This window comes from Serratia sp. CY33525 (genome assembly GCF_052169115.1).
Lineage (GTDB): Bacteria > Pseudomonadota > Gammaproteobacteria > Enterobacterales > Enterobacteriaceae > Serratia > Serratia sarumanii.
Genome location: NZ_JBJNLK010000007.1, coordinates 245,775 through 270,767, shown reverse-complemented (window position 1 = coordinate 270,767; position 24,993 = coordinate 245,775). Strand labels below are relative to the sequence as shown.

23 protein-coding genes and 1 tRNA gene are annotated in these 24,993 nt (G+C 61.4%); 17 read left to right on the top strand and 7 right to left on the bottom strand.

The annotated features are described in order from the left end of the window. The first annotated feature begins 27 nt into the window (after positions 1–27). Together dnaQ and ACJ8IM_RS18355 are read left to right on the top strand one after the other, a co-directional pair. Positions 28–771, top strand: a complete 744-nt coding sequence (gene dnaQ, locus ACJ8IM_RS18360) for a DNA polymerase III subunit epsilon (RefSeq protein ID WP_004930195.1) — start codon at positions 28–30, stop codon at positions 769–771. Between the two features lie 144 nt (positions 772–915). Continuing rightward, positions 916–992: transfer RNA gene (locus ACJ8IM_RS18355), tRNA-Asp, on the top strand. Positions 993–1,097: 105 nt separating this feature from the next. Here ACJ8IM_RS18355 and ACJ8IM_RS18350 read toward each other — a convergent pair. Beyond that, complete coding sequence (locus tag ACJ8IM_RS18350) at positions 1,098–3,338, bottom strand: TonB-dependent siderophore receptor (protein WP_033653351.1); 2,241 nt, start codon at positions 3,336–3,338, stop codon at positions 1,098–1,100. A gap of 229 nt (positions 3,339–3,567) precedes the next feature. Between ACJ8IM_RS18350 and ACJ8IM_RS18345 the strand changes: the two genes are divergently transcribed. The 4 genes from ACJ8IM_RS18345 (at position 3,568) to hpxK (ending at position 8,125) form a co-directional block, all read left to right on the top strand. Continuing rightward, entirely contained in the window at positions 3,568–4,446 is an 879-nt protein-coding gene (locus tag ACJ8IM_RS18345; protein WP_033653350.1) for a siderophore-interacting protein, read from the top strand. Between the two features lie 136 nt (positions 4,447–4,582). Beyond that, entirely contained in the window at positions 4,583–5,422 is an 840-nt protein-coding gene (locus tag ACJ8IM_RS18340; protein WP_033653349.1) for a MurR/RpiR family transcriptional regulator, read from the top strand. Positions 5,423–5,630: 208 nt separating this feature from the next. After that, positions 5,631–6,875: a pyridoxal-phosphate-dependent aminotransferase family protein gene (locus ACJ8IM_RS18335; protein ID WP_033653348.1), complete on the top strand. Its 1,245-nt coding sequence runs from the start codon at positions 5,631–5,633 to the stop codon at positions 6,873–6,875. Beyond that, positions 6,872–8,125, top strand: a complete 1,254-nt coding sequence (hpxK, locus tag ACJ8IM_RS18330; RefSeq protein ID WP_033653347.1) for an allantoate amidohydrolase — start codon at positions 6,872–6,874, stop codon at positions 8,123–8,125. The genes ACJ8IM_RS18335 and hpxK overlap by 4 nt, the downstream gene beginning before the upstream one ends. Here the strand turns inward: hpxK and ACJ8IM_RS18325 are convergent. Both ACJ8IM_RS18325 and ACJ8IM_RS18320 read right to left on the bottom strand, forming a co-directional pair. After that, positions 8,117–8,890, bottom strand: a complete 774-nt coding sequence (locus ACJ8IM_RS18325; RefSeq protein ID WP_033653346.1) for an amidohydrolase — start codon at positions 8,888–8,890, stop codon at positions 8,117–8,119. The genes hpxK and ACJ8IM_RS18325 overlap by 9 nt on opposite strands. Next, the gene (locus tag ACJ8IM_RS18320) at positions 8,878–10,038 is read right to left on the bottom strand and encodes a pyridoxal phosphate-dependent aminotransferase (protein ID WP_033653345.1); all 1,161 of its coding nucleotides are present in this window, start codon (positions 10,036–10,038) and stop codon (positions 8,878–8,880) included. The genes ACJ8IM_RS18325 and ACJ8IM_RS18320 overlap by 13 nt, the downstream gene beginning before the upstream one ends. A gap of 164 nt (positions 10,039–10,202) precedes the next feature. On the opposite strand from ACJ8IM_RS18320, the gene ACJ8IM_RS18315 reads away from it, so the two are divergent. Genes ACJ8IM_RS18315 through ACJ8IM_RS18305 form a run of 3 tightly spaced genes read left to right on the top strand, consistent with a single transcriptional unit; the run spans position 10,203 to position 12,042 of the window. After that, positions 10,203–10,817, top strand: a complete 615-nt coding sequence (locus ACJ8IM_RS18315) for a methylthioribulose 1-phosphate dehydratase (RefSeq protein WP_033653344.1) — start codon at positions 10,203–10,205, stop codon at positions 10,815–10,817. Beyond that, positions 10,814–11,503 carry an acireductone synthase gene (gene mtnC, locus ACJ8IM_RS18310; RefSeq protein WP_033653343.1) on the top strand — a complete coding sequence of 230 codons (690 nt, stop codon included), beginning with the start codon at positions 10,814–10,816 and terminating at the stop codon, positions 11,501–11,503. The genes ACJ8IM_RS18315 and mtnC overlap by 4 nt, the downstream gene beginning before the upstream one ends. Further along, on the top strand, positions 11,500–12,042 hold the full coding sequence (locus tag ACJ8IM_RS18305) for a 1,2-dihydroxy-3-keto-5-methylthiopentene dioxygenase (RefSeq protein WP_015376726.1): 543 nt from the start codon (positions 11,500–11,502) through the stop codon (positions 12,040–12,042). Before mtnC ends, ACJ8IM_RS18305 begins: the two co-directional genes overlap by 4 nt. Before the next feature lie 17 nt (positions 12,043–12,059). On the opposite strand, the gene mtnA is transcribed toward ACJ8IM_RS18305, so the two are convergent. Next, positions 12,060–13,088 (bottom strand): S-methyl-5-thioribose-1-phosphate isomerase, encoded by a 1,029-nt coding sequence (mtnA, locus tag ACJ8IM_RS18300; protein ID WP_033653342.1) that lies wholly within the window; start codon positions 13,086–13,088, stop codon positions 12,060–12,062. A gap of 146 nt (positions 13,089–13,234) precedes the next feature. On the opposite strand from mtnA, the gene mtnK reads away from it, so the two are divergent. Then, positions 13,235–14,434, top strand: a complete 1,200-nt coding sequence (gene mtnK / locus ACJ8IM_RS18295; RefSeq protein WP_033653341.1) for an S-methyl-5-thioribose kinase — start codon at positions 13,235–13,237, stop codon at positions 14,432–14,434. A gap of 73 nt (positions 14,435–14,507) precedes the next feature. On the opposite strand, the gene ACJ8IM_RS18290 is transcribed toward mtnK, so the two are convergent. Then, complete coding sequence (locus tag ACJ8IM_RS18290; protein ID WP_004930217.1) at positions 14,508–14,660, bottom strand: Hok/Gef family protein; 153 nt, start codon at positions 14,658–14,660, stop codon at positions 14,508–14,510. A gap of 283 nt (positions 14,661–14,943) precedes the next feature. Further along, positions 14,944–17,400, bottom strand: a complete 2,457-nt coding sequence (gene fadE, locus ACJ8IM_RS18285) for an acyl-CoA dehydrogenase FadE (protein WP_033653340.1) — start codon at positions 17,398–17,400, stop codon at positions 14,944–14,946. Positions 17,401–17,646: 246 nt separating this feature from the next. Between fadE and lpcA the strand changes: the two genes are divergently transcribed. Next, on the top strand, positions 17,647–18,228 hold the full coding sequence (gene lpcA / locus ACJ8IM_RS18280) for a D-sedoheptulose 7-phosphate isomerase (protein ID WP_004930220.1): 582 nt from the start codon (positions 17,647–17,649) through the stop codon (positions 18,226–18,228). Positions 18,229–18,325: 97 nt separating this feature from the next. Then, positions 18,326–19,129 carry a class II glutamine amidotransferase gene (locus ACJ8IM_RS18275; protein ID WP_025301665.1) on the top strand — a complete coding sequence of 268 codons (804 nt, stop codon included), beginning with the start codon at positions 18,326–18,328 and terminating at the stop codon, positions 19,127–19,129. Here the strand turns inward: ACJ8IM_RS18275 and dpaA are convergent. Further along, the gene (gene dpaA / locus ACJ8IM_RS18270) at positions 19,064–19,834 is read right to left on the bottom strand and encodes a peptidoglycan meso-diaminopimelic acid protein amidase (RefSeq protein WP_033637205.1); all 771 of its coding nucleotides are present in this window, start codon (positions 19,832–19,834) and stop codon (positions 19,064–19,066) included. The two genes, ACJ8IM_RS18275 and dpaA, sit on opposite strands and share 66 nt — an antisense overlap. Before the next feature lie 552 nt (positions 19,835–20,386). On the opposite strand from dpaA, the gene ACJ8IM_RS18265 reads away from it, so the two are divergent. The 5 genes from ACJ8IM_RS18265 to nqrE are packed head-to-tail and all read left to right on the top strand — an operon-like array spanning position 20,387 to position 24,990. Then, positions 20,387–21,736 carry a Na(+)-translocating NADH-quinone reductase subunit A gene (locus tag ACJ8IM_RS18265; RefSeq protein ID WP_033653339.1) on the top strand — a complete coding sequence of 450 codons (1,350 nt, stop codon included), beginning with the start codon at positions 20,387–20,389 and terminating at the stop codon, positions 21,734–21,736. 3 nt (positions 21,737–21,739) lie between these two features. Continuing rightward, positions 21,740–22,981, top strand: a complete 1,242-nt coding sequence (locus ACJ8IM_RS18260; protein WP_033649926.1) for an NADH:ubiquinone reductase (Na(+)-transporting) subunit B — start codon at positions 21,740–21,742, stop codon at positions 22,979–22,981. Then, the gene (locus tag ACJ8IM_RS18255) at positions 22,971–23,765 is read left to right on the top strand and encodes a Na(+)-translocating NADH-quinone reductase subunit C (protein ID WP_015376731.1); all 795 of its coding nucleotides are present in this window, start codon (positions 22,971–22,973) and stop codon (positions 23,763–23,765) included. Before ACJ8IM_RS18260 ends, ACJ8IM_RS18255 begins: the two co-directional genes overlap by 11 nt. Then, positions 23,758–24,387, top strand: coding sequence for an NADH:ubiquinone reductase (Na(+)-transporting) subunit D (locus tag ACJ8IM_RS18250; RefSeq protein ID WP_033653338.1), 630 nt, complete (start codon positions 23,758–23,760; stop codon positions 24,385–24,387). The genes ACJ8IM_RS18255 and ACJ8IM_RS18250 overlap by 8 nt, the downstream gene beginning before the upstream one ends. Before the next feature lie 6 nt (positions 24,388–24,393). Further along, on the top strand, positions 24,394–24,990 hold the full coding sequence (nqrE, locus tag ACJ8IM_RS18245) for an NADH:ubiquinone reductase (Na(+)-transporting) subunit E (protein ID WP_004930235.1): 597 nt from the start codon (positions 24,394–24,396) through the stop codon (positions 24,988–24,990). Positions 24,991–24,993: the final 3 nt, after the last annotated feature.

Genomic DNA, 24,993 nt, shown 5'->3' with positions numbered 1-24,993 from the left:
ATAAACGAGCGCTGTGAGCACTGCAATATGATCTCTACAACCACCAGACAGATTGTCCTCGATACCGAAACCACCGGTATGAACAAGCTCGGGGTGCACTACGAAGGGCACCGCATCATCGAAATCGGTGCGGTGGAGGTGATTAACCGCCGCCTGACCGGGCGCAATTTCCACGTTTACATCAAGCCGGACAGGCTGGTGGATCCGGAAGCCTACGGCGTACACGGCATCAGCGACGACTTCCTGGCCGATAAGCCGACCTTCGATCAGGTTGCCGAGGAATTCCTCGACTTTATCCGCGGCGGCGAACTGGTGATCCATAACGCGGCGTTCGATATCGGCTTTATGGATCACGAATTCCGCATGCTGCAGCAGGGCATCCCGAAGACAGAGACCTTCTGCACCATCACCGACAGCCTGCTGATGGCGCGCCGCCTGTTCCCGGGCAAGCGCAACAACCTCGATGCCTTGTGCAGCCGTTATGAGATAGACAACAGCAAGCGTACGCTGCACGGCGCATTGCTCGATGCCGAGATCCTGGCGGAAGTCTATCTGGCGATGACCGGCGGTCAGACCTCGATAGCCTTCCAGATGGAGGGGGATACCCAGCAAAACGACGCCGCGCAAGAGATTCAGCGCATCGTCCGTCCGGCGACGGCGATGAAAGTGGTCTACGCCAGCGACGAAGAAGTGAAGGCGCACGAGGCGCGTCTGGATCTGGTGGCGAAGAAGGGCGGCAGCTGCCTGTGGCGCGGAGCGCCGGCCGAATAACGGCGTTTTTGCGTGAAAAAACCTCACCGGATGAACCTTCGTTGAAAAACTGTGCAAACGGTTCATTTGGTGAGAAAAAGGCGTTGACGGAACCGAAAGGCGTCCGTAATATGCGCCTCGTTCCCCCGCAAGAGGGAATGGCGCGGAGCGGTAGTTCAGTTGGTTAGAATACCTGCCTGTCACGCAGGGGGTCGCGGGTTCGAGCCCCGTCCGTTCCGCCACTATTCAGAAGCCCTGAGTTAGCGATAACTCAGGGCTTCGTCGTTTCTGCTCTATGAAAAACGGTGCGGCTCAATGAACGGGGCCGGCAGACCGGCCCCTTATCCTCAGAATAACACCGAGTAGTTCAAGCCGAAGGTACGTCCACGGCCTTTATAGCTGTACAGCTCAGGCGAACCGTAGGTTGGGCTGTACAGTATCGGCGCGCGTTGGCCCCAAACGGTGGTGTACTCCTTGTCCAGCAGGTTTTCCACGCTGAAGCTGATTTTCCCCACCGGCAGGGCATAGCTGCCGAGGAAATCGAGGGTGTTGTAGCCATCGATCTTGCGGCCCTGAGTGGAATTGGCCTTGGTGTAATCACCGTCGTCCGACACGTCGAAGGTCTGCTGCGACTGTAAGCGCAGATTCCAGTCGCCCGGCGCCCAGCCGACATAGGCGGTGACTTTCGATGGGCTGGCGGTATCCACCACCAGCTTCTTCCATTCGCCGTTGACCTTGGTTTCGGAACGGATAACGTTGAAGTTGGTGCCGGCGCTCCAGTCGCTGTCTTCAAAGAAATAATCCACCGCGCCTTCTACCCCGTAGATGCGGCGCTTATCCGCATTGACGTTGATGGTCATGTCGGTTTTGTTGATGGCGATGCTCTTGTCGGACAGCGAGTAGTAGGCGGCGATTTGCGTGCGCAGGTTATCGCCGGTATAGCGCCAGCCCAGCTCGTAAGCATTGACCTTGATGCCTTCCAGCCTGGAATCGCCGACGTTAACGCTTTTCAGCAGTTGGTAGTGGCCGCCGTTCAGCGCGTAGGTGCCGTTGCCGTAATACTTGCCCGGATCCGGGATCTCGAAGCCCTGAGAGAAGTTGAACCAGGTTTGCTGGCGCTCGGTCAGGTGCGCCAACAGGCCGGCGTTGAACAGCGCATTGTTGTAGTCGGTTTTCCCTCCCGGAATGGCGTCGGCGGAGGCGGCGGCGCCGGTAGCGATCGCCTGCTGCTGGTTATAGCCGACGAAGTCGTCGATCTTGTTTTCGGTGTACTGGTAACGCACGCCGCCGCTCAGGGTGAAGATCGGGTTGATGTCGTAACTGGCCTGCAGGAACGACGCCAGATTGCTGGTGGTATAGCTCGGGTAGCGGCCGGTGCTGTAGGCGTTCTCCAGCGTCATGCCGCCGGACTGTTGCGCCTTCGCCAGGTTAAAGAACTGTTGGTTGGCGTTGAAGCTCTCATGCTCGGCGTCGATGCCGTAAGTCAGCCTCAGCGCGTCGACAGGTTTGCTGTTTAACGTCAGTTTGCCGCCGTAGAAGTCGGTTTTTTGCTGCGAGGCGCCAATGCTGCTGACGTAATAGTTCGGCGCTTTGCCCGCCAGCGTTGGGAACGGGTAGAAGGTCAGGGTTTCGTCGCGGTAGTAGACCTGCGCCACCAGATCCTGGCCGAGGAAATCGGTGTTGGAATACTGCAGGTTGATCAGATGGCGTTCGGTGCCGGGGATGCGGTCGGAATCTAAGCTACCGCTGTTGTAGGCCTTGGCGTTGCCGGTCACCGCCGCGAAGTTTTCTCCCAGGAACAGGCCGTGGTCGCCGTCGGACTGGCTTTTGTAGTATTGGGTGGTCAGCTGCAACTGTTGATGATCGTCGATGTTGAGGGTGCCGGTGCCCATCACGTCGAGGCGATCGGAATACTGCAGGCCGGTTTGGGTGTTGTCGATCAGCACCTCGTTGCCTTTGCCGTCATACCAGCCGCCGTAGCGCTGGTAAGAAACGGACAGGCGCCCCGAGGCGTTGTCGTTGCCGCCGCTGACCGCCGCCGCCACGTTCTCGTCGTGATCGTTATGGCCGCCAAAGCCGGTTTTACCGCCGATCTGCAACTCGACCTGCTGTTCCGGTTGCCCCTTTTTGGTGACGATGTTGATCAGGCCGCCGGTGCTGCCGCCGCCGTACAGCGAGGTCGCGCCGGAAATCACCTCAATATGATCGATATTGAACGGATCGATAGAATCCAATTGGCGGCTGTCGCTGCGCGATGAGTTCAGGCGTACGCCGTCGATCATCACCATCATCGAACGGCCGCGCATATTCATGCCATAGTTGGTGCGGCCCTGGCCGCTGACGTCCATGCCGGGGATCAGCTGCGCCAACATGTCCTTGATCTCTTTACCGCCCTGAACCTGCTGTTCGATCTCCTGGCTTTCGATGACCCAAGTGGTCTGTGCCATTTCCGCCACGCTGCGGTGCGAACGGCTGGCGGAGACTACCAACTGCTCTTCGTTGCTGGTTTTCTGATCTTCTGCCCAAGCCGCCGGCGCAAGCATTGCCAGCAGACAAGGGTTCAATACCCAAAGGTGTTTGCGTTTCATCGTTATTTCCCAGGTGATTTTGTTATTACTCTATTTTTGAGAATGCTTCTTTTATCAATAACGTTTCTTGTTATCAATAAAATCATGATATGATTTTTTGCGATACATTAACGTAATTAATTAGTTTTATTAACATTTTACCCACTGCGCGATCGAGCACCCCACGCCGTCAACACGGCAGCCGATCGGCCATACGCGCAAGCGACAGCGTTGCCGGAGAATCGAGAACATGTCCGCCAGCTACAGAATTTTTGATATCACCCTGAAAAGCAAAACGCTGATTTCACCTTCGCTGGTGCGCTGCGTGTTTGAAGGTGCGGATATTCATCGGATGAAGCTTGAAGCGCCGGATCAGCGCATCAAACTGTTGTTCCCGGCGGCGGACGGCCAGAGCCCGCAGTTGGTCAACGGCCCGGACTGGTACGGCGATTACATGGCGATCCCCAAAGAACAACGGCCGGTGATGCGCACCTATACGCTGCGTGCGCTGCGCCGTGAGCAGAATCAGATGGACGTCGAATTCGTGCTGCATGGTGTGAACGGCCCGGCTTCCGCCTGGGCGACCCACGCCGAGCCGGGTGACGCCATTCAGACGGTCGCGCCCAACGGCGAGTTCGGCGGCGACAGCGGCGGCTACGAATGGGCGCCGCCGGCGCAGTTGCAGCAGGCGCTGTTGATCGCCGATGAGACGGCGGTGCCGGCGGCGATGGGCATTCTGGAGCAGCTGGCGCAGCAGGCCAATCCGCCGTGGGTGCAGGCGTTCTTCGAAGTGCCGGTGGCGGGGGATTGCCTGGATTTGGCCCGTTTCCCGTTCGCCGAGGTTTACTGGCTGCCGCGTGACGTGGGCCGCCAGTTGGCGCACGGTACGCTGCTGGTGGAAGCGGTGCGCCAGCGGGTCGATATCCCCGCGTCGGCGTGTGCGCAGGCGCAGTCCCTGGCGGAAAGCAGCCTGAGCGATGAGGTGCTTTGGGAGCGGGCGGCCGGCGGTAACGCTTTTTATGCCTGGGTGGCGGCCGAGTCTTCCACGGTGAAAACGCTGCGGCGTTATCTGATCGGCGAACGCGATCTGGATCGCGCTACCGTCAACTTCATGGCCTATTGGTGCTGAACGCGCGGCCCTTTTCCGGCATTAACGCTGGAGCAGGGCATGCCGCTGCTATTCCCCCTCAACGAATAATCGCTTGCCAGCGGGTAGTTCGACCGTGTTATGTTCCGCTGAAACGAAGGTTACAGCGAGAACGATAATGCAACGGTTCGACGAACGCCTGCGCCGCGACTACCCACAGCTGACGCCGCAGGAGCAGCGGGTGGCCGACTTCATCTTCGATCACTATGACGATTTGATCGGCTACAACAGCGCCGAGCTGGCGCGTCTGAGCGGCGTTTCCAAAGCCACGGTCAGCCGCTTGTTCAAACGGCTGGGCTACCCCAACTACCGCGCCATGCGCGATGAGCTGCGCACCCTGCGCCAAAGCGGCATGCCGCTGACCGACAGCCGCGATGCGGTGCAGGGCGATACGCTATTGGCGCGGCACTGTAAGCAGGAAATGGCCAATCTCACCCGCTGGGTAAAGCAGATCGATGCGGTGCAGTTCAGCGCGGCGATCGCCGCACTGGCGCAGGCGCGAAGCGTGATGCTGCTGGGGCTGCGCAACAGCTATCCGGTGGCGATGCACCTGCGCCAGCAGCTGATGCAGGTGCGGGAGCAGGTGCTGCTGGCGCCGCAGCCGGGGCAAACGCTGGCGGAAGATCTGGCGGGGCTGACGCCGCAGGACATGGCGGTGGTGGTGGCGTTCCGTCGCCGGCCGCGCCAGATAAAGGCGCTGCTGGCGCTGTTGCAAAGCCGCGGGGTGCCGACGCTGCTGATCTGCGAACCGCAGGCGCAGGCGTTGTTCCCACTGGCCAACTGGCACTTGACCGTGCCGCTCGACAGCGTGTCGGCGTTCGACAGCTATGCCGCCGCCATGAGCCTGGCCAGCCTGCTCAGCAATGCGTTGCTGCATGAGCGGCTGGCGCAGGGGCGGCAGCGTATTCATCACGTCGCCGAACTGTTCCAGGCGCTGGACGAACTGGAGCTGCGTTAAGTGCGGCAGGTCATTTCCCTTCCTGCACCTTCCGCCGTTTAAGGCGGATCGGTCACCTCATTGTGTTACTTTGGTTTCATTAATTGATCATAAGAATCTTTTGTTTCAACTGAAACCCTATCGGGAGTAGGCTGTTGGGCAGCAAACAAACGTCATGTCGACGCTGACGGCATAACTCAATAACTTACTAAGCTGACAGGGAATGAACATGTTGGATATCTCGCAATTCGATCAGATTAACCCGCCGGCACGCCTGCTGATGGGGCCGGGGCCGATCAACGCCGATCCGCGCGTGCTGCGCGCCATGTCGAGCCAGCTGATCGGCCAGTACGATCCGGCGATGACCGGTTACATGAATCAGGTCATGGCGCTGTACCGCGCGCTGTTCCGCACCGAAAACCGCTGGACGATGCTGGTGGACGGCACCTCGCGCGCCGGTATCGAGGCGCTGCTGGTTTCCGCCATTCGGCCGGGCGATAAGGTGCTGGTGCCGGTCTTCGGCCGTTTCGGGCATCTGCTGTGCGAGATTGCCCGCCGCTGCCGCGCCGAGGTGCACACGATCGAGGTACCGTGGGGCGAGGTGTTCAGCGCCGATCGCATCGAAGACGCGATTAAGCGAGTGCGCCCGCGCCTGCTGCTGACGGTGCAGGGCGACACTTCCACCACCATGCTGCAGCCGCTGCATGAGCTGGGCGATATCTGCCACCGCCACGGCGTGTTGTTCTACACCGATGCGACGGCTTCCTTCGGCGGTAACCCGCTGGAGACCGATGCCTGGGGGCTGGATGCGGTCTCCGCCGGGCTGCAGAAGTGCCTGGGCGGCCCCTCCGGCAGCTCGCCGGTCACCCTCAGCCCGCAGTTTGAAGAGATTGTGCGCCGCCGTAAATGCGTGGAGGCGGGGATCCGCACCGCCGAGCATGCCGACGGCGACGACGAGATAATTTACTCCAACTATTTCGACATCGGCATGATCATGGATTATTGGGGGCCGGAGCGCCTGAATCACCATACCGAAGCCACCAGCATGCTGTTCGCAGCGCGCGAATGTGCGCGGGTGATCCTTGAAGAAGGGCTGGATCAGGCCATCGCCCGCCACCGGCTGCATGGCGCGGCGATGCTGGCGGGCATCCGGGGCATGGGGCTGGCGGTGTTCGGCGATCTCGAACACCGCATGAATAACGTGCTCGGCGTGATGATCCCGCCGCAGGTGCACGGCGAACAGGTGCGGCAGATGATGCTGAACGACTTTGGCATCGAAATCGGCACCTCGTTCGGCCCGCTGCAGGGCAAGATCTGGCGCATCGGCACCATGGGCTACAACGCGCGCAAAGATTGCGTGCTGCAAACCCTGGCGGCGCTGGAGGCGGTGTTGAACCGTCTCGGCTTCGCCAGCAAGCAGGGCGAGGCGTTGCAGGCCGCCTGGAACGTTTATGACGCAGGCAAGCGTGGATGACGCCGCTGGAGGCGCAGCAGGCTGCCGCACGGGTGATGGCGCGCTGTGACGAGCTGGCGGCGATCAGCGCGGAGCCCGGTAAATTGACGCGTCTTTATCTGTCTGCGGAACATCGGCGCGCCAACGCTCTGGTGGGTGAATGGATGCGCGAGAGTGGCATGCAGGTTTGGCAGGACAGCGTCGGTAATATCTGCGGCCGTTATGAAGGGCTCACGCCCGCTGCCCCTGCGCTGCTGCTCGGTTCGCATCTGGACACGGTGCGCAACGCCGGGCGCTATGACGGCATGCTCGGCGTGCTCACAGCGCTGGAGACGGTGGCGCACTATCACCGCCAGGGGCGCCGTTTGCCGCTGGCGCTGGAGGTGATCGGTTTTGCCGACGAAGAGGGCGCGCGCTTTGGCGTCACGCTGCTCGGCAGCCGCGGGCTGACCGGCCAATGGCCGCAGGAATGGCTGGCGCAGACGGATGCCGACGGGGTGAGCATCGCGCAGGCCATGCGCGACTTTGGGCTGGATCCGGCGGCGATCGCACAGGCGCGTCGCGCGCCAAACGAAATTCGCGCCTATCTCGAATTGCATATCGAACAGGGGCCGTGCCTGGAGGCAGCCGACCTGGCGCTGGGCGTGGTGACGGCGATCAATGGCGCGCGCCGGCTTACCTGCACTTTCAGCGGTGAAGCGGGCCACGCCGGCACGGTGCCTATGGTGCAGCGCAAAGACGCGTTGGCGGCCGCGGCGGAATGGATAACGGCGGTCGAAACTCTGACCCGCGCCGCCGATCCGCATTTGGTGGCCACCGTGGGGTGTATTGAATGCCTGCCGGGCGCGGTCAACGTGATCCCCGGCGAAGTGCGATTGACGCTCGACGTGCGCGGCCCGCAGGATGCACAACTGGCGGCGCTGTTGACGGCGTTGCTGGCGCAGGCGCAGGCGATCTGCGCGCGCCGCGGCGTGCGCTTCGCCAGCGAGGAGTTTTACCGCATTGACGCCACCGCCTGCGATAGCGATCTGCGGCAATGCTGGCAGGCGGCCGTCGAGCAGGTACAGGGGCGGAGCCTGGCGCTGCCGAGCGGCGCCGGGCACGACGCCATCGCCGTGGCGGCGCACTGGCCGGTCGGCATGCTGTTCGTGCGTTGCGCCGGCGGCGTCAGCCATCATCCGGCCGAAGCGGTGCGGCAGGCGGACGTGGCGCTGGCGATCCAGGCCTATTGCCTGACGATCGCCGGCTGGGAGAAGGGGGAGTCAGTCTAAACGCAGAAAGCTGTCGGCGTCGCGCCAGGCCGGGAAGGCGCTGCGGTAACTCTGCAGGGTTTCCAGCGACAGCTCGGCGTCCAGCCGCGTGGCCGCGCCTGGCTCCGCATCCGCCAGGATCTCGCCCTGAGGGCTGATGATCAGGCTGTCGCCGCTGTAGTTCAGGCCGTTGGGATCGTCGCCCACCCGGTTGCAACCCGCTACATACACCTGGTTTTCTATCGCCCGCGCCGCCAGCAGCGTTTGCCAATGGTGACTGCGCGGCGCCGGCCAGTTGGCGACGTACAACGCCAGATCGTAATCCTGCTGATAGCGCGCCCAAACCGGGAAACGCAGGTCGTAGCAGATCTGCGGCAGGATGCGCCAGCCGCGCCATTCGACGATTTCACGCCGGTTGCCGGCTTGGTAGTGCAGGTGTTCGCCGGCCATGCGGAACAGGTGGCGTTTGTCATAGGCGTGCGCCTGGCCGCCCGGCTCGACCAGCAGGAAACGGTTGACCGCGCCCTCGTCGGTTTTCAGCGCCACGCTGCCGCCGATTAACGCGTGGCTTTTCACCGCCCAACCGTGCAGCCAGTCGATCACCTGCTGTTCGGGCAGGGCGCTCTCGCCGGCATCCATGGCGAAACCGGTGGTGAACATCTCCGGCAAGACGATGAGATCGCGGCCGACGATCGGCGCCAGCAACGCGTCGAAGGCGGCCAGATTGGCGAGGCCGTCGCGCCAGACCAAAGGTTGCTGCAACAGGGTAATTTTTAAAGTCGACATAACCGCTCCGCAGCTGCATCCAGCGTGGCGTCCTGTTTAGCGAAGCACAGCCGGATCAATTTATGGGGGAAAGGATCGGCACAGAAGACCGACAGCGGAATGGCCGCCACGCCCACGTGCTCGGTTAACCAATGGCAGAACGCCACATCGTCCAGATCGGAGATGGCGCCGTAGTCCGCCAGCAAGAAGTATGTACCCGCGCAGGGTAAAATTTCCAGTCGGCTGCTCGCCAGCGCCTGCACAAAGCGGTCGCGTTTGGCGCGATAGAACGCCGGCAGCTGTCGCCAGTGCTCCGGCTCGGCGCGCAGGCTATCCGCCAGCGCCAGCTGGGCCGGGGTATTGACCGAAAAGGTCAGGTATTGATGCACTTTGCGCACCTCGGCGCTCAGCACGGCGGGTGCCACGCAATAGCCCACTTTCCAACCGGTCATGTGGAAGGTTTTACCGAAAGAGGACACCGCGATTGCGCGCTGGCGCAGCTGCGGGTGGGCCAGCACGCTGGCGTGGCCGCCTTTGGCGAAGCAGATGTGTTCGTAAACCTCGTCGCTGAGCACGTAGACTTCGCGTTCGGCGATAGCGTGCCACAGCTGCTGCATGTCTTCCGCCTGCCAAGCGGTGGCGGACGGGTTGTGCGGCGTGTTGACGATCACCAGGCGGGTGCGCGGCGACAGCGCGGCGGCGAACGCTGGCCAATCCACGGCAAACGCAGGCGGCTGCAGGGCGATGCGTTTGAGTATGCCGCCGGCCAACGTCACCGCCGGCGCATAGCTGTCGTAGCTGGGATCGAAACAGACCACCTCGTCGCCGGGGCGCACCAGCGCGCTGATGGCGGCGAACAGCGCTTCGGTGGCGCCGGCGGTGACGGTCACTTCGCTGCCGGCGTCCGGCTGCCAGCCATACAGCTCGGCGGTTTTGTCGGCGATGGCTTCGCGCAGCGGCGCCACGCCGGTCATCGGCGCATATTGGTTGGCGCCCTGGGCGACGTGCCAGGCCAAGCGTTCTTTCAGGTAGTCCGGGCCGTCGAAATCGGGGAAGCCCTGCGACAGGTTGATCGCCTGGTGCTGCTGCGCCAGCGCGCTCATCTGGGTAAAGATGGTGGTGCCCAGCGAGGGCAGTTTGCTTTCGGGAATCAATGCGGAAGTGCTCATAGCGGGTGAATACTCCTGGCGCTTATATTGCCGTCAATATAACACGATGCTAGTATTTGGCAATCAAGACGCTTAGATGGCTAAATGCGAAAAAGTGCTTAGCCCGCCACGCGGCAGGCCAAGCCTCATCTGCCGGCCGCCTTACCGAACGGGAAACGATAATAATGACGGAGAATCCGCAACTTACCGCATTGCTGGCGGCCTGCCACTGGATTGGCGACAAAGGCTGGTGCCCGGCGACCGGCGGCAACATGTCGCTGCGCCTGGACGAACGTCAGTGCCTGGTCACCGAGTCCGGCAAAGACAAGGGTAGCCTGAGCGCCGCCGATTTTCTGCGGGTGGATATTGCCGAGAATCATGTGCCGAGCGGCCGCACGCCGTCGGCGGAGACCGGGCTGCATACGCTGCTCTATCGCCTGTCTGCGCATATCGGCGCGGTGCTGCATACCCATTCCGTCAACGCTACCGTCCTGTCGCGGGTGGAACGCGGCGATGCGCTGGTGCTGCAGGGGTACGAAATGCAGAAGTCGCTGGCCGGCCAGCGCAGCCACCTGGACAGCGTGGCGATCCCCATTTTCGACAACGATCAGGATATCCCTCGGCTGGCGGCGCGCGTGGCGGTCTATGCCGAGGCCACGCCGCTGCAATACGGCTTTCTGGTACGCGGCCACGGTCTGTATTGCTGGGGAAGCCAGGTGGCGGAAGCTCGCCGCCATCTTGAAGGGCTGGAATTCTTGTTCCAGTGTGAACTGCAACGCCGCTTACTGGAGGCGAAATGATCCGCGCCATCGTGACTGATATTGAAGGCACCACCAGCGATATTCGCTTCGTGCATCAGGTACTGTTTCCTTACGCCCGCGAACGGCTGGCGGATTTTGTGCGCCGCCATGCCGCTGAGAGCGAAGTCGCCGCTCCGCTGGCGGCGCTGCGCGCTGAAATTGGCCAACCGCAGGCCGATCTCGACGTGCTGATCGCCGCGCTGTACCGCTTTATGGATGAAGACCGCAAATCCACCGCACTCAAGGCGCTGCAGGGCATCATCTGGCGCAGCGGCTACCGCGAGGGTGATTTCCGCGGGCATCTGTATCCGGAAGTCGCCGGGCAGTTGGCCGCCTGGCAGCGGCAAGGGGTGAAGCTCTACGTCTATTCCTCCGGTTCGGTGGAGGCGCAGAAGCTGCTGTTCGGCCACAGCGACGCGGGCGATCTGCAGCCGCTGTTCAGTGGCTATTTCGATACGCACGTCGGCGCCAAGCGTGAAACCGCGTCGTACCGCAACATCGCGCAGGCTATCGGCATCGCGCCCGACGAGCTGCTGTTTTTGTCCGACATCCGCCAGGAGCTGGATGCGGCGCAGGCCGCCGGCTGGCATACCTGCCAGCTGATCCGCGATGAGGCGGACGTGCAGAGCCGACATCCGCAGGTTAACCGTTTTGATCGCATCGATTTAGGGGAGTTCGTCTCATGAGTGGATTGACCATTTTCAGCGATACAGCGCCGCAGCAACCGCTGTGGCAGAGCCGTGATGCGCAGGAGATCCAGCGGCAGTTGGCGCAGATCGGCGTGCGCTTTGAGCGCTGGCAGGCGGATCGCGAGCTGGGCGACAATCCGCAGCCGGAGGCGGTGATCGCGGCCTACCAGCATGAGATCGACCGGCTGGTGGCGGAAAAGGGTTACCAGAGCTGGGACGTGATCAGCATGCGGCCGGACCATGAACAGCGCCAGGCGCTGCGTGAAAAATTCCTGTCCGAACATACGCACGGCGAAGATGAAGTGCGCTTTTTCGTCGAGGGCGCAGGGCTGTTTTGCCTGCATCTGGACGGCAAGATCTTTCAGATCCTGTGTGAAAAGAACGATCTGATCTCGGTGCCGGCCAACACCCGCCATTGGTTCGATATGGGATCGGCGCCGCATTTCACCGCAATCCGGGTGTTCGACAACCCGGAAGGCTGGGTGGCGCATTTCACCGGCGACAAGATCGCCGATGCTTATCCGCGTTTGGACTGAGTGCCGATGGGCGGGCGTTAACTCAACGCCCGCTGGAAAATCCCCGCTTCAACCTGCTGCGGCGTAATCACGCCGCTGTCGAATATCCATCCGCTGATGAGCTTCGCCGGCGTGACGTCGAACGCCGGATTGTAGACCGGCGCATCGTTCGGCGCCCACTGGCAGGCGCCGAAGCTACCTGAAACGCCGGTGACTTCGGCCGCCGCGCGCTGCTCGATCGGGATGGCTGCGCCGTCCGGGCAGTGCGGATCGTGGGTGGTGTGCGGGGCGGCCACGTAGAACGGGATGCCGTGATAGTGCGCCAGCACCGCCAGGCTGTAGGTGCCAATCTTGTTGGCAACGTCGCCGTTGGCGGCGATGCGATCCGCGCCGACCCATACCGCATCGACCTGGCCCTGCGCCATCAGGCTGGCGGCCATCGAATCGCAGATCAGGCGATAGGGAATGCCCAGCTCGCCCAATTCCCAGGCGGTCAGACGGCCGCCCTGCAGCAGCGGCCGGGTTTCATCGACCCATACCTGTTGCACTTTGCCCTGCCGGTGGGCGTGCAGCAGCACGCCGATGGCGGTGCCGACGCCGGCGGTGGCCAATCCGCCGGTATTGCAGTGGGTCAGCAGGCGGCTGCCGGGCTTGACCAGCCCAGCGCCGTGATCGGCGATGCGATCGCACAGCCGGCGATCTTCTTCCACCAGCCGCAGCGCTTCGTTCACCATCGCCGGCGCCCAGTCAGGCTCCGCCAGCGCCAGCTTCATGCGATCCAGATTATTCATCAGGTTGACCGCCGTCGGGCGAGCGGCGCGCAGCGTGTGCAGCGCCTGTTCCAGCTCGGCGCGCGGCAGACCGCGTTCCGCCAGCAGCGCCAACAGCAGGCTGGCGGACAGCCCGATCAGCGGCGCGCCGCGCACCCGCAGGCTGTGAATGTGCCCGACCAGTTCCTCCACGCTGTCGCAGGCGCGCCACCGCTTTTCCTGCGGCAGGGCTTGCTGATCGAGGATCCAAAGGCGGTTGTCCTGCAGGGTCAAGCTGGTGGTGTTAAGCGCTTGCATCGGCGGTTAATTCCTTGTTGCGTGGTTATTGCATCTGAAACGCTATTCTGCCAACATGACTTCCAGATGTATAGACGTCCAAATGCTTTTACGTCTAAATAAACAGAATCGCTGGGGTCAGTGAGAGAGAACAGAGGGGTTGGGGAATGTCGCTTTATCGTACGTTTACGGCTGCCGATGCCGTTGAATATGCCCGCCAATACGGGCAGGTGGCCGATCCGCAGGCGCTGGTGAGCGCCGACGAGATCGGTGACGGCAACCTGAACCTGGTGTTCAAGATCCGCGATCGCGAAGGCGTGAGCCGGGTGATCGTCAAACAGGCGCTGCCCTACGTGCGCTGCGTGGGCGAATCCTGGCCGCTGACGCTGGATCGGGCGCGCATCGAAGCGGAAACGCTGCGGGTTCACGGCGGTTTCTGCCCGCGGCATACGGTAAAAGTCTTGCATCACGATCCCGAATTGGCGGTGATGGTGCAGGAAGATCTCTCCGATCATCGCATCTGGCGCAGTGAGCTGGTACAGGGCAACTATCACCCGCTGGCGGCCGGGCAGTTGGCGGAATACCTGGCGCAGACGCTGTTTCACACCTCCGATTTTTATCAGTCGGCGCAGCAGAAGAAGGCGGAAGTCAGACGTTTCACTAACCCCGAACTGTGCCAGATCACCGAAGACCTGTTCTTTACCGATCCCTATATCGACCATGAGCGCAATCAGTTCGAGGTGGCGCTGTTGCCGCAGGTGCAGGCGCTGCGCGAGGATGCGCCGCTGAAGTTGGCGGTCGCCGGCCTGAAACATCGCTTCCTCACCAAGGCGGAGGCGCTGTTGCACGGCGATATTCACAGCGGTTCGATCTTCGTGGCGGAAGGCCGGTTGAAAGCGATCGACGCCGAATTCGGCTTCTACGGCCCGATCGGTTTCGATATCGGTACTGCGTTAGGCAACCTGCTGCTCAACTATTGCGGGCTGCCGGGGCTGTTCGGGCCGCGCGACGCCGCCGCCGGGCGCGAGCAGCGCTTGCAGGATGTGCGCGAGCTGTGGCTGATCTTCGCCGATCGCTTTTTGGCTTTGTGCCATCAGCAAAGCCGGGATGCGGCGCTGGCGACGCCGGGTTACGCCGAGCTGTTCCTGCAACAGGTCTGGACCGATGCGGTCGGGTACTGCGGCACCGAACTGATTCGGCGCACCATCGGCCTGGCGCACGTCGCCGATCTGGACAGCATCGCCGACGCCGATATGCGCCTCGACTGTCAGCGCCATGCGCTGGGATTGGGGCGCACGCTGATCGTCAATGCGCCGCAGATCGAGCATATTGACGCGCTGTTGGCGCGCATTCGTCAGCAGGGCTGAAAAGGCGGGTGCTCGTGGATCTTGCCTGACACCATCAGCCAACGGGCGGGGCGAACCCCGCCGTTGGGTTGCCTTACCGTTCGGATTCGTAAGCCAAAGTGGCCGCAACCTCCGAGTCTCCCAGCCTGATGCGCAGTTCGCACAGCGAACCGCGGGTTAGCCAGATGAACGCGATCAGCGTCATACAGACGATCACCAGCTTAAGCACGACCCGTTTTTGCTGCATTTTTGACCTCCCTATCCTTGCCTTGCGGCGGGTAAGAGGCTAACCTGACGTTGCTAGGCATCAGAGTGGCCTCGGGTTGATAATATCGACTCGGGGCCTTTCTCTTTCTCTCCTTTGCCAAGGCTCCGGACAGAAAGATCCAGAGCACCCGTCGCGCAGTCTACTCGAACTTCCTTCCCGTGAAATCCGCCGTTGCGCCAACCTGCGGCGCGGTGCGCAGTTTGTCATGAAAGCAAAAGAAAAAGGGGCGATGATGACGCCCCTTGGATGCGTGAAGTGAACGTTAAGCCGCTTCGGTTTGCTGTTGGCGCTTAGACTGCGCCGCCGGCTTTTCCGGCTTGGCGGCCGCCAGCGCATCCGGCGCAAAGTCGTCCACGTTGATGGAGCGCAGGCGGCTCTCTTCGGCTTTCACCAGGATCTTCGCCTCGTCGGCGCTGATCTTGCCTTCTTCCAGCGCGCGCTCCGCCAAACGATCCAGGCGGGTGAACGGCAGGTTTTTGCCGGCCGCCTTGCACAGACGCTCGTGAATCGGCTCGGCGGCCATCACGTCGGCCAGCGCCGCTTCCAGCAGGCCGATTGGGTTATGCTCGCTCGGCGTCAGGTACTGACCGCGCCCCAGACGGCTGCGGGTGGCGGAAGGCACCTGCAGGATCTTGGCCAACTGGTGATCCAGACGGTCGGACGGTGCGGTATGCACGCGGCCAAACGGGAAGACCACGAAGCGCAGCGCGCCGGCGATAAAGCGGTTCGGGAAGTTGCGCAGCAGATCATCCAGCGCCTGTTCGGCTTTATGCAGGCTGTCTTGTACGCCCCAATGCACCAGCGGCAGATCTTCTTTCTGACGGCCTTCGTCGTCAAAGCGTTTCAGCACGGCGGAAGCCAAATACATCTGGCTGAGGATATCCCCCAGGCGAGCGGAGATGCGCTCGCGGCGCTTCAGGCTGCCGCCCAGCACGCCCATGGAAACGTCCGACAGCAACGCCAGGTTGGCGCTCAGGCGGTTCAACTGCTGATAGTAACGACGGGTCGCGTCCTTGGTCGGCGTGGCGCTGGTGCGGCCGTTGGTCAGGCCCAGCCAGAAGCTGCGTACCTTGTTGCTGCCGACGTGGCCCAAGTGGCCGAACAGCGATTTATCGAAGGCGTTCAGATCGTTGCTTTGCGCCGCCGCCATTTCATCCAGCACATAAGGATGGCAGCGGATCGCGCCTTGACCGAAGATCATCATGGTGCGGGTCAGGATGTTCGCGCCTTCCACCGTGATGGCGATCGGTGCGCCCTGATAGGCGCGAGCCAGGAAGTTGGATTCGCCGAGCATGATGCCTTTACCGCCGGCGATGTCCATGGCGTCAACGATCGACTGCTGGCCGCGGTGCGTACAGTGGTATTTGACGATGGCCGACAGCACGGCCGGCTTCTCGCCCTGCACCAGCGCATAGGTGATCAGCGAAGCGGCGGCGTCCATCACATAGGTGTTGCCGGCGATGCGCGCCAACGGCTCTTCGATGCCTTCCATCTTGCCGATGGAGATCTTGAACTGACGGCGAATGTGCGCGTAGGCGCCGGTCGCCAGGGCGATGGATTTCAGGCTGCCGGTAGAGTTGGACGGCAGGGTGATGCCGCGACCTACCGACAGACACTCAACCAGCATCCGCCAGCCCTGGCCGGCCATTTTCGGGCCGCCGATGATGTAATCGATCGGGACGAACACGTCGGTGCCGCGGGTCGGGCCGTTCTGGAACGGCACGTTCAGCGGGAAGTGGCGGTTGCCTATTTCCACGCCCGGCGTGCTGGTCGGGATCAGCGCACAGGTGATGCCCGGGGATTCGTTGTCGCTCAGCAGGCGGTTCGGGTCATGCAGTTTGAACGCCAGGCCCAGTACGGTGGCGACCGGCGCCAGCGTGATGTAGCGCTTGTTCCAGGTCAGGCGCATGCCCAGCACCTGCTTGCCTTGCCATTCGCCCATGCACACGGTGCCCACGTCCGGAATGGCGCCGGCATCGGAACCCGCTTCCGGGCTGGTCAGCGCGAAGCAAGGGATCTCGTCGCCGCGCGCCAGGCCCGGCAGATAGTGGTTTTTCTGTTCTTCGGTACCGTAGTGCTGCAGCAGTTCGCCCGGGCCGAGGGAGTTCGGCACGCCGACGGTGATCGCCAGGATGCCGGAAACGCCGGCCAGTTTTTGCAGCACCATCGCCTGAGCATAAGGAGAGAATTCCAGACCGCCGTACTCTTTCTTGATGATCATCGCGAAGAAACGGTGTTCTTTCAGGTATGCCCAGAGTTCAGGTGGCAGATCGGCCAGTTCGTGGGTGATCTGGAAGTCGTTGGCCATGCGGCAGGCTTCTTCCACCGGGCCGTCGATAAACGCCTGCTCTTCTTCCGTCAGGCGCGGTTTCGGGTAGCTGTGCAGCTTGTTCCAGTCCGGCGCGCCGCGGAACAGATCGCCTTCCCACCAGGTGGTGCCGGCGTCGATCGCTTCCTTCTCGGTGGTGGACATCGGCGGCATCACCTTGCGGAAGGCGCGCAGCGCCGGCGCGGAGAGCAGGGAACGGCGCACAGAGGAAAGGTTCAGCGGCAGCAGCACGATAGCCAGCGGCAGCAACAGCCAGAAGCTCCACAGGCCGATCGCACCCATGGCGGCGGTGTACGCCACCAGGATCAGGCTGCTGAGGGTAAGGTTCACTCGGTGGTAGAACACCACGCCGAGGAGAGCCAGGAAAACGACGATACTAAGAACCATCATAAGAAGCTCCGAAGTAGTAAGAGGTCTGACCTGTTGTGTGTATGTAATAGGTTTTAGTACAAGGCAGAATTTTTATCAATGCGTTTACAGTTTAATTACAACTCAGGTCACAAACTGACAGCACCAATCATCAAAAACCTCTCCGCTTCCTTAACCGGCGCGCTGTTTGGCTGAGAATGCTTCTCGCTGTTTCCGCGATCCGGTACACTGCGGAGCGGAAGATTTGACGATAACAAGAGGTTCCTCATGTACCACGACCTTATTCGCAGTGAACTGAACGAAGCGGCTGATACCCTGGCGAAATTTATCAATGACGACGCCAACATCGACGCCATCCAACGCGCCGCGGTGCTGCTGGCGGATTCCTTCAAAGCCGGCGGTAAAGTGATTTCCTGCGGCAACGGCGGTTCCCATTGCGACGCGATGCACTTCGCCGAAGAGCTGACCGGCCGCTACCGTGAAAACCGCCCGGGCTACCCGGCGATTGCCATCTCGGACGTGAGCCACCTGTCCTGCGTCAGCAACGACTTCGGCTATGAGTACGTGTTCTCTCGCTATGTGGAAGCGGTAGGCCGCGAAGGCGACGTGCTGCTGGGCATTTCCACCTCCGGCAATTCCGGCAACATCATCAAGGCCATCGACGCGGCGCGCGCCAAGGGGATGAAAGTGATCACCCTGACCGGCAAGGACGGCGGCAAGATGGCGGGTTCCGCCGATGTGGAAATTCGCGTGCCGCACTTCGGCTACGCCGACCGCATTCAGGAAATCCACATTAAAGCGATTCACATCTTGATTCAGCTGATCGAAAAAGAGATGGTTAAGGCTTGATAGCCTGCGGGGAGCTGCGGCTCCCCATGAATAAGACGGCGGGCGCCGCATGCTGCGCCCGCACAGCCTGTGTCAGTGTGGTTAAGGAGTGCTGGCGATGTGTGAACTGCTCGGGATGAGCGCAAACGTACCGACCGATATCTGCTTCAGCTTTACCGGCCTGGTACAGCGCGGCGGCCGCACCGGGCCGCATAAGGATGGCTGGGGCATTACCTTCTATGAAGGGAACGGCTGCCGCACATTCAAGGATCCGCAGCCGAGCTTCAACTCGCCGATCGCCCGCCTGGTGCAGGACTATCCGATCAAGTCCTGCGCGGTGGTGTCCCATATTCGTCAGGCCAATCGCGGCGAGGTGGCGCTGGAAAACACCCACCCGTTCACCCGCGAACTGTGGGGCCGCAACTGGACCTACGCGCACAACGGCCAATTGAAAGGCTATCGTCAGCTGGATACCGGCACGTTTCGCCCGGTCGGCCAGACCGACAGCGAATACGCGTTCTGCTGGCTGCTGCATCAGCTGGCGCTGAAATACCCGCGCACCCCGAGCCAATGGCCGGCGGTTTTCCGCTATATCGGCCTGTTGGCGAACCAGCTGCGCAAGAAGGGGGTGTTCAACATGCTGTTGTCGGACGGGCGCTTCGTGATGGCCTATTGTTCCACCAACCTGTATTGGATCACGCGCCGCGCGCCGTTCGGCAAGGCGACGCTGCTCGATCAGGACGTGGAAATCGATTTTCAGCAGCAGACCACACCGAACGATGTGGTCACGGTGATCGCCACCCAACCGCTGACCGCCAACGAAACCTGGCACAAGATTGAGCCAGGCGAGTTCGCGTTATTTCACTTCGGTGAGCGGCTTGTTCTGAGCGAAGGGATTGGTGTTGGGCGTCGGGCTGGCTGACGCGTACTGCGTCATCATGCCGCCGCTGCTCATCAGCGGTTGACCCAAGACGTACTGGCCATTGACCACGCCCATTGTCGGCGGCTGGTGGTTCTTCGCGAAGTAATCGTAGCCCGGCTTCAGCTGGCGCCAGAAGGCGATATAGCTGGATGATGCATGGCGCTTGAGGTTTTGCTCGGTCATGCGGAACGGGTAAATGCTGATGTTGACGCGGCTTTGGCCATAGGCGAAGGCGGCTTCGACGTAGCGATAGATCTCGTCCATATAGGTGTTGGTCATCGCGTAACAGCCGATCGATTTACATTCGCCGTGGATCATCAGATAAGCGCCGGAATAGCCCTGCGACTTATCGTAATCATTAGGGAAACCGATATTGATCGCCCGATAATACTTGCTGTCGGGTTTCAGATGACGCGCGTCAACGCTATAAAAGCCTTCCGGACTTTTAAAGTCGCCTTCACGGCGTTTAGGACCCAGCCCGCCGGAGAAATTACAGATCGGGAACGTGTTGACCAGGCGGAATTCATTGCCCATTTTGGCATACAATTCCAGCTTGCGTTCCTCTTTGAAGATCTGAATATAGACCGGCGAACCCAATAATTGCTGTTTAACTACCGGCGCTTCGGGTACCTGCTCGCTGGCGCTGCAGGCCGTGATCATCGGCATAGAAACAAGCATCGCAAACAACAGCGCGATTTTGCTCATTATTATTCCTGCTTATATTTATTTGCCGGCGCAATGACGTTGGTCGGCATGCCACTGATATTGTTTTTACTGCTGCAAAACACCGCCAGATTACCAGCGCGTTTATTTTTAGCAATACGTGATATGTATAAAAAAACGACAAAGCTCGATAAAAGTGAAATGACCGGCAGATTTTAACGATAAGTAGTGAAAAACAGGCGAAATTTAATTGCGTTTGCTTGACCCAAGTCACGACGGAACGCAGAACAATGTTGCGAACAATGTTAATATTCCCCCTTCAATTTAACGCGCTGTGGCGATTGAAGCGGCAGGAGTTATGGCATATAACCCGGCCATTTTGATGGTTATTTGGCTACAGGCCGTTAACATATCGACCGTCGCGCTAACAACGGAAAGGGGGAATCAAGGGAATGCGCGTTACCCCAGTTTTTCACTGCGAGAAAGTTCATGTTGGGCGTGCCGTCATGCGCACTGCCCGGCAATCCTGGCATCGTCAGCACCCGCCTCTGGGGCCGGGCAGACGTGTAAACCAAACTACATCGTATAAATCCTATGATTAAGATCAGAAAAGGGTTAGATCTGCCGATAGCCGGAGCCCCGGTTCAGGCGATCCAAGACGGCCCGAACATTCAGCATGTTGCCCTGCTTGGGGAAGAGTATGTCGGAATGCGTCCCTCCATGCTGGTGCAGGAAGGCGATACCGTTAAGAAAGGCCAGGCGTTGTTCGAAGATAAGAAAAACCCCGGGGTTTTCTTCACGGCTCCCGCCAGCGGCCGCATCGCCGCGATTAACCGCGGCGAGCGGCGCGTATTGCAATCGGTGGTGATTGCGCTGGAAAACGGCGGCGATGACCAGCTCGAGTTTGCGCATTACCCGCTGGGTGAACTGGCCCAGTTGCCACGCGAACAGGTCGAGAGCGAACTGATCGCCAGCGGCCTGTGGACCGCGCTGCGCACCCGTCCGTTCAGCAAAACGCCGAGCCCCGGCAGCGAACCGCGCGCCATTTTCGTCACCGCGATGGATACCCGGCCGTTGGCCGCCGATCCGCAGGTGATCATCGCCGAGCAGCAGGCGGCGTTCAACGCCGGGCTGGTGGTGTTGGCGCGCCTGACGGCGGGCAAGGTGCACGTATGCCACGCCGCCGGCGCCTCCGTTGGCCAGCAGAGCGGCCCGCAGATCGCCTACAGCGAATTCACCGGCCCGCATCCCGCCGGGCTGGTGGGCACCCACATTCACTTCCTCGAACCGGTCAGCCTGAAGAAAACCGTTTGGCACATTGGCTATCAGGACGTCATCGCCATCGGCACGCTGTTTACCACCGGTCAGCTCGATACCCGCCGGGTCGTGGCGCTGGCCGGGCCGCAGGTGGCGCAGCCGGCGCTGCTGCGCACCCGCCTGGGGGCCAGCCTCGATGAGCTGACCGCCGGCCGCCTGAAAAACGGCGAGAATCGGGTGATCTCAGGTTCGGTGCTGAACGGCATGCACGCCACCGGGCCGAACGCCTGGCTCGGCCGCTTCCACTCGCAGGTGTCGGTGCTGGAAGAAGGGCGCGACAAAGAGCTGTTCGGTTGGATCGTGCCTTCGCCGAACAAGTTCTCCATTACCCGCACCACGCTGGGCCACTTCCTGAAGAACAAACTGTTCGCCTTCTCGACCACCACTAACGGCGGCGAACGCGCCATGGTGCCGATCGGCAACTACGAGCGGGTGATGCCGCTGGATATTTTGCCGACGCTGCTGCTGCGCGATCTGCTGGCGGGCGACAGCGACAGCGCGCAGGCGCTGGGCTGTCTGGAGCTGGACGAGGAAGATCTGGCGCTGTGCACCTTCGTTTGCCCCGGCAAGTATGAGTACGCGCCGGTGCTGCGCGAGGTGCTGACCAAGATTGAGCAGGAAGGATAACCGATGGGCCTGAAGAATTATTTTGAGAAGATAGAGCATCACTTCACGCCGGGCGGCAAACTGGAAAAGTGGTACCCGCTGTATGAAGCGACTACCACGGTGTTTTACACCCCCGGCACGGTGACGCGCGGCGCTTCGCACGTGCGCGACGCCATCGATTTGAAACGCATGATGATCCTGGTGTGGCTGGCGGTGTTCCCGGCGATGTTCTGGGGCATGTACAACGTCGGCCAACAGGCGATCCCGGCGCTGCACCATCTGTACAGCGGCGACGAGCTGCAACAGGTGCTGGCGGGCGACTGGCATTATCGCCTGGCGCAGTGGCTCGGCGCCTCGCTGGCGGCCGACGCCGGCTGGGTCAGCAAGATGGTGCTGGGCGCCTGTTACTTCCTGCCGATCTACGCCGTGGTGTTTGTCGTCGGCGGTTTCTGGGAAGTGCTGTTCGCCATTATCCGCAAGCATGAGGTCAACGAAGGCTTCTTCGTCACCTCTATCCTGTTCGCGCTGATCGTGCCGCCGACCCTGCCGCTGTGGCAGGCCGCGCTGGGCATCACCTTCGGCGTGGTGGTGGCCAAAGAGATCTTCGGCGGCACCGGGCGCAACTTCCTCAACCCGGCGTTGGCCGGCCGCGCCTTCCTGTTCTTCGCCTATCCGGCGCAGATCTCCGGCGATCTGGTGTGGACTTCCGCGGACGGTTTCTCCGGCGCGACGCCGCTGGCGCAGTGGAGCGCAGGCGGGGCGCACAGCCTGAGCAACGTGGCTACCGGCCAGTCCATCAGCTGGATGGATGCCTTCCTCGGCAACATCCCTGGCTCCATCGGTGAAGTCTCCACGCTGATGATCCTGATCGGCGGGGCGATTATCCTGTTCGGCCGCGTGGCTTCCTGGCGCATCGTCGCCGGCGTGATGCTCGGCATGGTGGCTTCCGCCCTGTTGTTCAACGCCATCGGTTCCGATACCAACCCGATGTTCGCCATGCCGTGGTACTGGCATCTGGTGCTGGGCGGTTTCGCCTTCGGCATGATCTTTATGGCGACCGACCCGGTTTCCGCCTCCTTCACCAACAAGGGGAAATGGTGGTACGGCATTCTGATCGGCGTGATGTGCGTGCTGATCCGGGTGGTCAACCCCGCCTATCCGGAAGGCATGATGCTGGCGATCCTGTTCGCCAACCTGTTCGCACCGCTGTTCGATTATCTGGTGGTGCAGGCCAACATCAAGCGGAGAAAAGCCCGTGGCGAATGAAGCGAAAAACGACGGCATCGGTAAAACGCTGCTGGTAGTGCTGCTGCTGTGTCTGGTGTGTTCAGTGGTGGTGGCGGGCTCCGCCGTCGGCCTGAAGTCCAAACAGCAGGAGCAAAAGCTGCTCGACAAGCAGCGCAATATTCTCGACGTAGCCGGCCTGTTGCAGCCGAAAATGGAGAGCGAGCAGGTCAAGCGCCTGTACAGCGAGCGCATCGAACCGCGCCTGGTGGATCTCAACAGCGGCGAGTTTGTCGCCGGCAAGGCGGCGGCGTTCGATCTGGGCGCCGCGCTGCGCGACGACGCCAAAAGCGTGGCGCTGGCGGCGGGCGACGATCCGGCCGGCATCAAGCGCCGCAGCAACCAGGCGGAAATCTACCTGGTGCGCGACGAAAGCGGCCAGGTGAACAAGATTGTGCTGCCGGTATACGGCACCGGTCTGTGGTCGATGATGTACGCCTTCGTGGCGTTGGATAACGACGGCAACACGGTCAAGGGCATCACCTACTACGACCAGGGGGAAACCCCGGGGCTGGGCGGCGAGGTCGAGAACCCGTCCTGGCGCCAGCAGTGGGTCGGCAAACAGCTGTTCGACGACAACGGCCAGCCGGCGATCCGCGTGGTGAAAGGCGGCGCGCGTCAGGGGGATGTGCATGGGGTGGACGGCCTGTCCGGCGCCACGCTGACCTCCAACGGCGTGCAGCATACGTTTGATTTCTGGTTGGGCGAGCACGGCTTCGGCCCGTTCCTGAAAAAAGTTCGTGAAGGAGCGCTGAAAAATGGCTGATTCCAAAGAGATAAAGCGGGTCCTGCTGGGGCCGCTGTTCGACAATAACCCGATCGCCCTGCAGGTGCTGGGCGTCTGTTCTGCGTTGGCGGTGACCACCAAGCTGGAGACGGCGGTAGTGATGACCATTGCGGTGACGCTGGTCACGGCGTTCTCCAGCTTCTTCATCTCGCTGATCCGTCACCATATTCCCAACAGCGTGCGCATCATCGTGCAGATGGCGATCATCGCCTCGCTGGTGATCGTGGTCGATCAGCTGCTGCGCGCCTACGCGTTCGAGATCTCCAAGCAGCTGTCGGTGTTCGTTGGACTCATTATCACCAACTGTATCGTGATGGGGCGCGCCGAGGCTTACGCCATGAAGTCGCCGCCGATCGAGAGCTTTATGGACGGCATCGGCAACGGGCTGGGCTACGGGGTGATCCTGGTGCTGGTCGGTTTCCTGCGCGAGCTGATTGGCTCCGGCAAGCTGTTCGGCGTCCCGGTGCTGGAAACGGTGCAGAACGGCGGCTGGTTCCAGCCGAACGGCCTGTTCCTGCTGGCGCCGAGCGCGTTCTTCATCATCGGCCTGCTGATCTGGGTGCTGCGCACCCTGAAGCCGGCGCAGATCGAAAAGGAGTAAAGGCCGATGGAACACTATATCAGCCTGTTTGTGCGCGCGGTGTTCGTCGAGAACATGGCGCTGGCGTTCTTCCTCGGGATGTGTACCTTCCTGGCGGTCTCGAAGAAGGTCTCGACCGCCTTTGGCCTGGGCATCGCGGTGACCATCGTGCTCGGCATTTCGGTGCCGGTGAACAACCTGGTCTACAACCTGATCCTGCGCGACGGCGCGCTGGTGGAAGGCGTCGATCTGAGCTTCCTCAACTTCATCACCTTTATCGGCGTGATCGCGGCGCTGGTGCAGATTTTGGAGATGATCCTCGATCGCTTCTTCCCGTCGCTGTATAACGCGCTCGGCATCTTCCTGCCGCTCATCACCGTGAACTGCGCCATCTTCGGCGGCGTGTCCTTCATGGTGCAGCGCGACTATAACTTCGCCGAATCGGTGGTGTACGGCTTCGGCTCCGGCACCGGCTGGATGCTGGCGATCGTCGCCATGGCGGGGATCCGCGAGAAACTCAAGTATGCCAACGTGCCGGCGGGGCTGCGCGGCCTGGGCATTACCTTTATCACCACCGGACTGATGGCGCTGGGCTTCATGTCCTTCTCCGGTGTTCAGTTGTAAAGG

Excerpts from the sequence above, each read along its gene's own strand:
- dnaQ (WP_004930195.1), top strand. The coding sequence starts at position 28 with ATGATCTCTACAACCACCAGACAGATTGTCCTCGATACCGAAACCACC.
- ACJ8IM_RS18350 (WP_033653351.1), bottom strand. The coding sequence starts at position 3,338 with ATGAAACGCAAACACCTTTGGGTATTGAACCCTTGTCTGCTGGCAATG.
- ACJ8IM_RS18345 (WP_033653350.1), top strand. The coding sequence starts at position 3,568 with ATGTCCGCCAGCTACAGAATTTTTGATATCACCCTGAAAAGCAAAACG.
- ACJ8IM_RS18340 (WP_033653349.1), top strand. The coding sequence starts at position 4,583 with ATGCAACGGTTCGACGAACGCCTGCGCCGCGACTACCCACAGCTGACG.
- ACJ8IM_RS18335 (WP_033653348.1), top strand. The coding sequence starts at position 5,631 with ATGTTGGATATCTCGCAATTCGATCAGATTAACCCGCCGGCACGCCTG.
- hpxK (WP_033653347.1), top strand. The coding sequence starts at position 6,872 with ATGACGCCGCTGGAGGCGCAGCAGGCTGCCGCACGGGTGATGGCGCGC.
- ACJ8IM_RS18325 (WP_033653346.1), bottom strand. The coding sequence starts at position 8,890 with ATGTCGACTTTAAAAATTACCCTGTTGCAGCAACCTTTGGTCTGGCGC.
- ACJ8IM_RS18320 (WP_033653345.1), bottom strand. The coding sequence starts at position 10,038 with ATGAGCACTTCCGCATTGATTCCCGAAAGCAAACTGCCCTCGCTGGGC.
- ACJ8IM_RS18315 (WP_033653344.1), top strand. The coding sequence starts at position 10,203 with ATGACGGAGAATCCGCAACTTACCGCATTGCTGGCGGCCTGCCACTGG.
- mtnC (WP_033653343.1), top strand. The coding sequence starts at position 10,814 with ATGATCCGCGCCATCGTGACTGATATTGAAGGCACCACCAGCGATATT.
- ACJ8IM_RS18305 (WP_015376726.1), top strand. The coding sequence starts at position 11,500 with ATGAGTGGATTGACCATTTTCAGCGATACAGCGCCGCAGCAACCGCTG.
- mtnA (WP_033653342.1), bottom strand. The coding sequence starts at position 13,088 with ATGCAAGCGCTTAACACCACCAGCTTGACCCTGCAGGACAACCGCCTT.
- mtnK (WP_033653341.1), top strand. The coding sequence starts at position 13,235 with ATGTCGCTTTATCGTACGTTTACGGCTGCCGATGCCGTTGAATATGCC.
- ACJ8IM_RS18290 (WP_004930217.1), bottom strand. The coding sequence starts at position 14,660 with ATGCAGCAAAAACGGGTCGTGCTTAAGCTGGTGATCGTCTGTATGACG.
- fadE (WP_033653340.1), bottom strand. The coding sequence starts at position 17,400 with ATGATGGTTCTTAGTATCGTCGTTTTCCTGGCTCTCCTCGGCGTGGTG.
- lpcA (WP_004930220.1), top strand. The coding sequence starts at position 17,647 with ATGTACCACGACCTTATTCGCAGTGAACTGAACGAAGCGGCTGATACC.
- ACJ8IM_RS18275 (WP_025301665.1), top strand. The coding sequence starts at position 18,326 with ATGTGTGAACTGCTCGGGATGAGCGCAAACGTACCGACCGATATCTGC.
- dpaA (WP_033637205.1), bottom strand. The coding sequence starts at position 19,834 with ATGAGCAAAATCGCGCTGTTGTTTGCGATGCTTGTTTCTATGCCGATG.
- ACJ8IM_RS18265 (WP_033653339.1), top strand. The coding sequence starts at position 20,387 with ATGATTAAGATCAGAAAAGGGTTAGATCTGCCGATAGCCGGAGCCCCG.
- ACJ8IM_RS18260 (WP_033649926.1), top strand. The coding sequence starts at position 21,740 with ATGGGCCTGAAGAATTATTTTGAGAAGATAGAGCATCACTTCACGCCG.
- ACJ8IM_RS18250 (WP_033653338.1), top strand. The coding sequence starts at position 23,758 with ATGGCTGATTCCAAAGAGATAAAGCGGGTCCTGCTGGGGCCGCTGTTC.
- nqrE (WP_004930235.1), top strand. The coding sequence starts at position 24,394 with ATGGAACACTATATCAGCCTGTTTGTGCGCGCGGTGTTCGTCGAGAAC.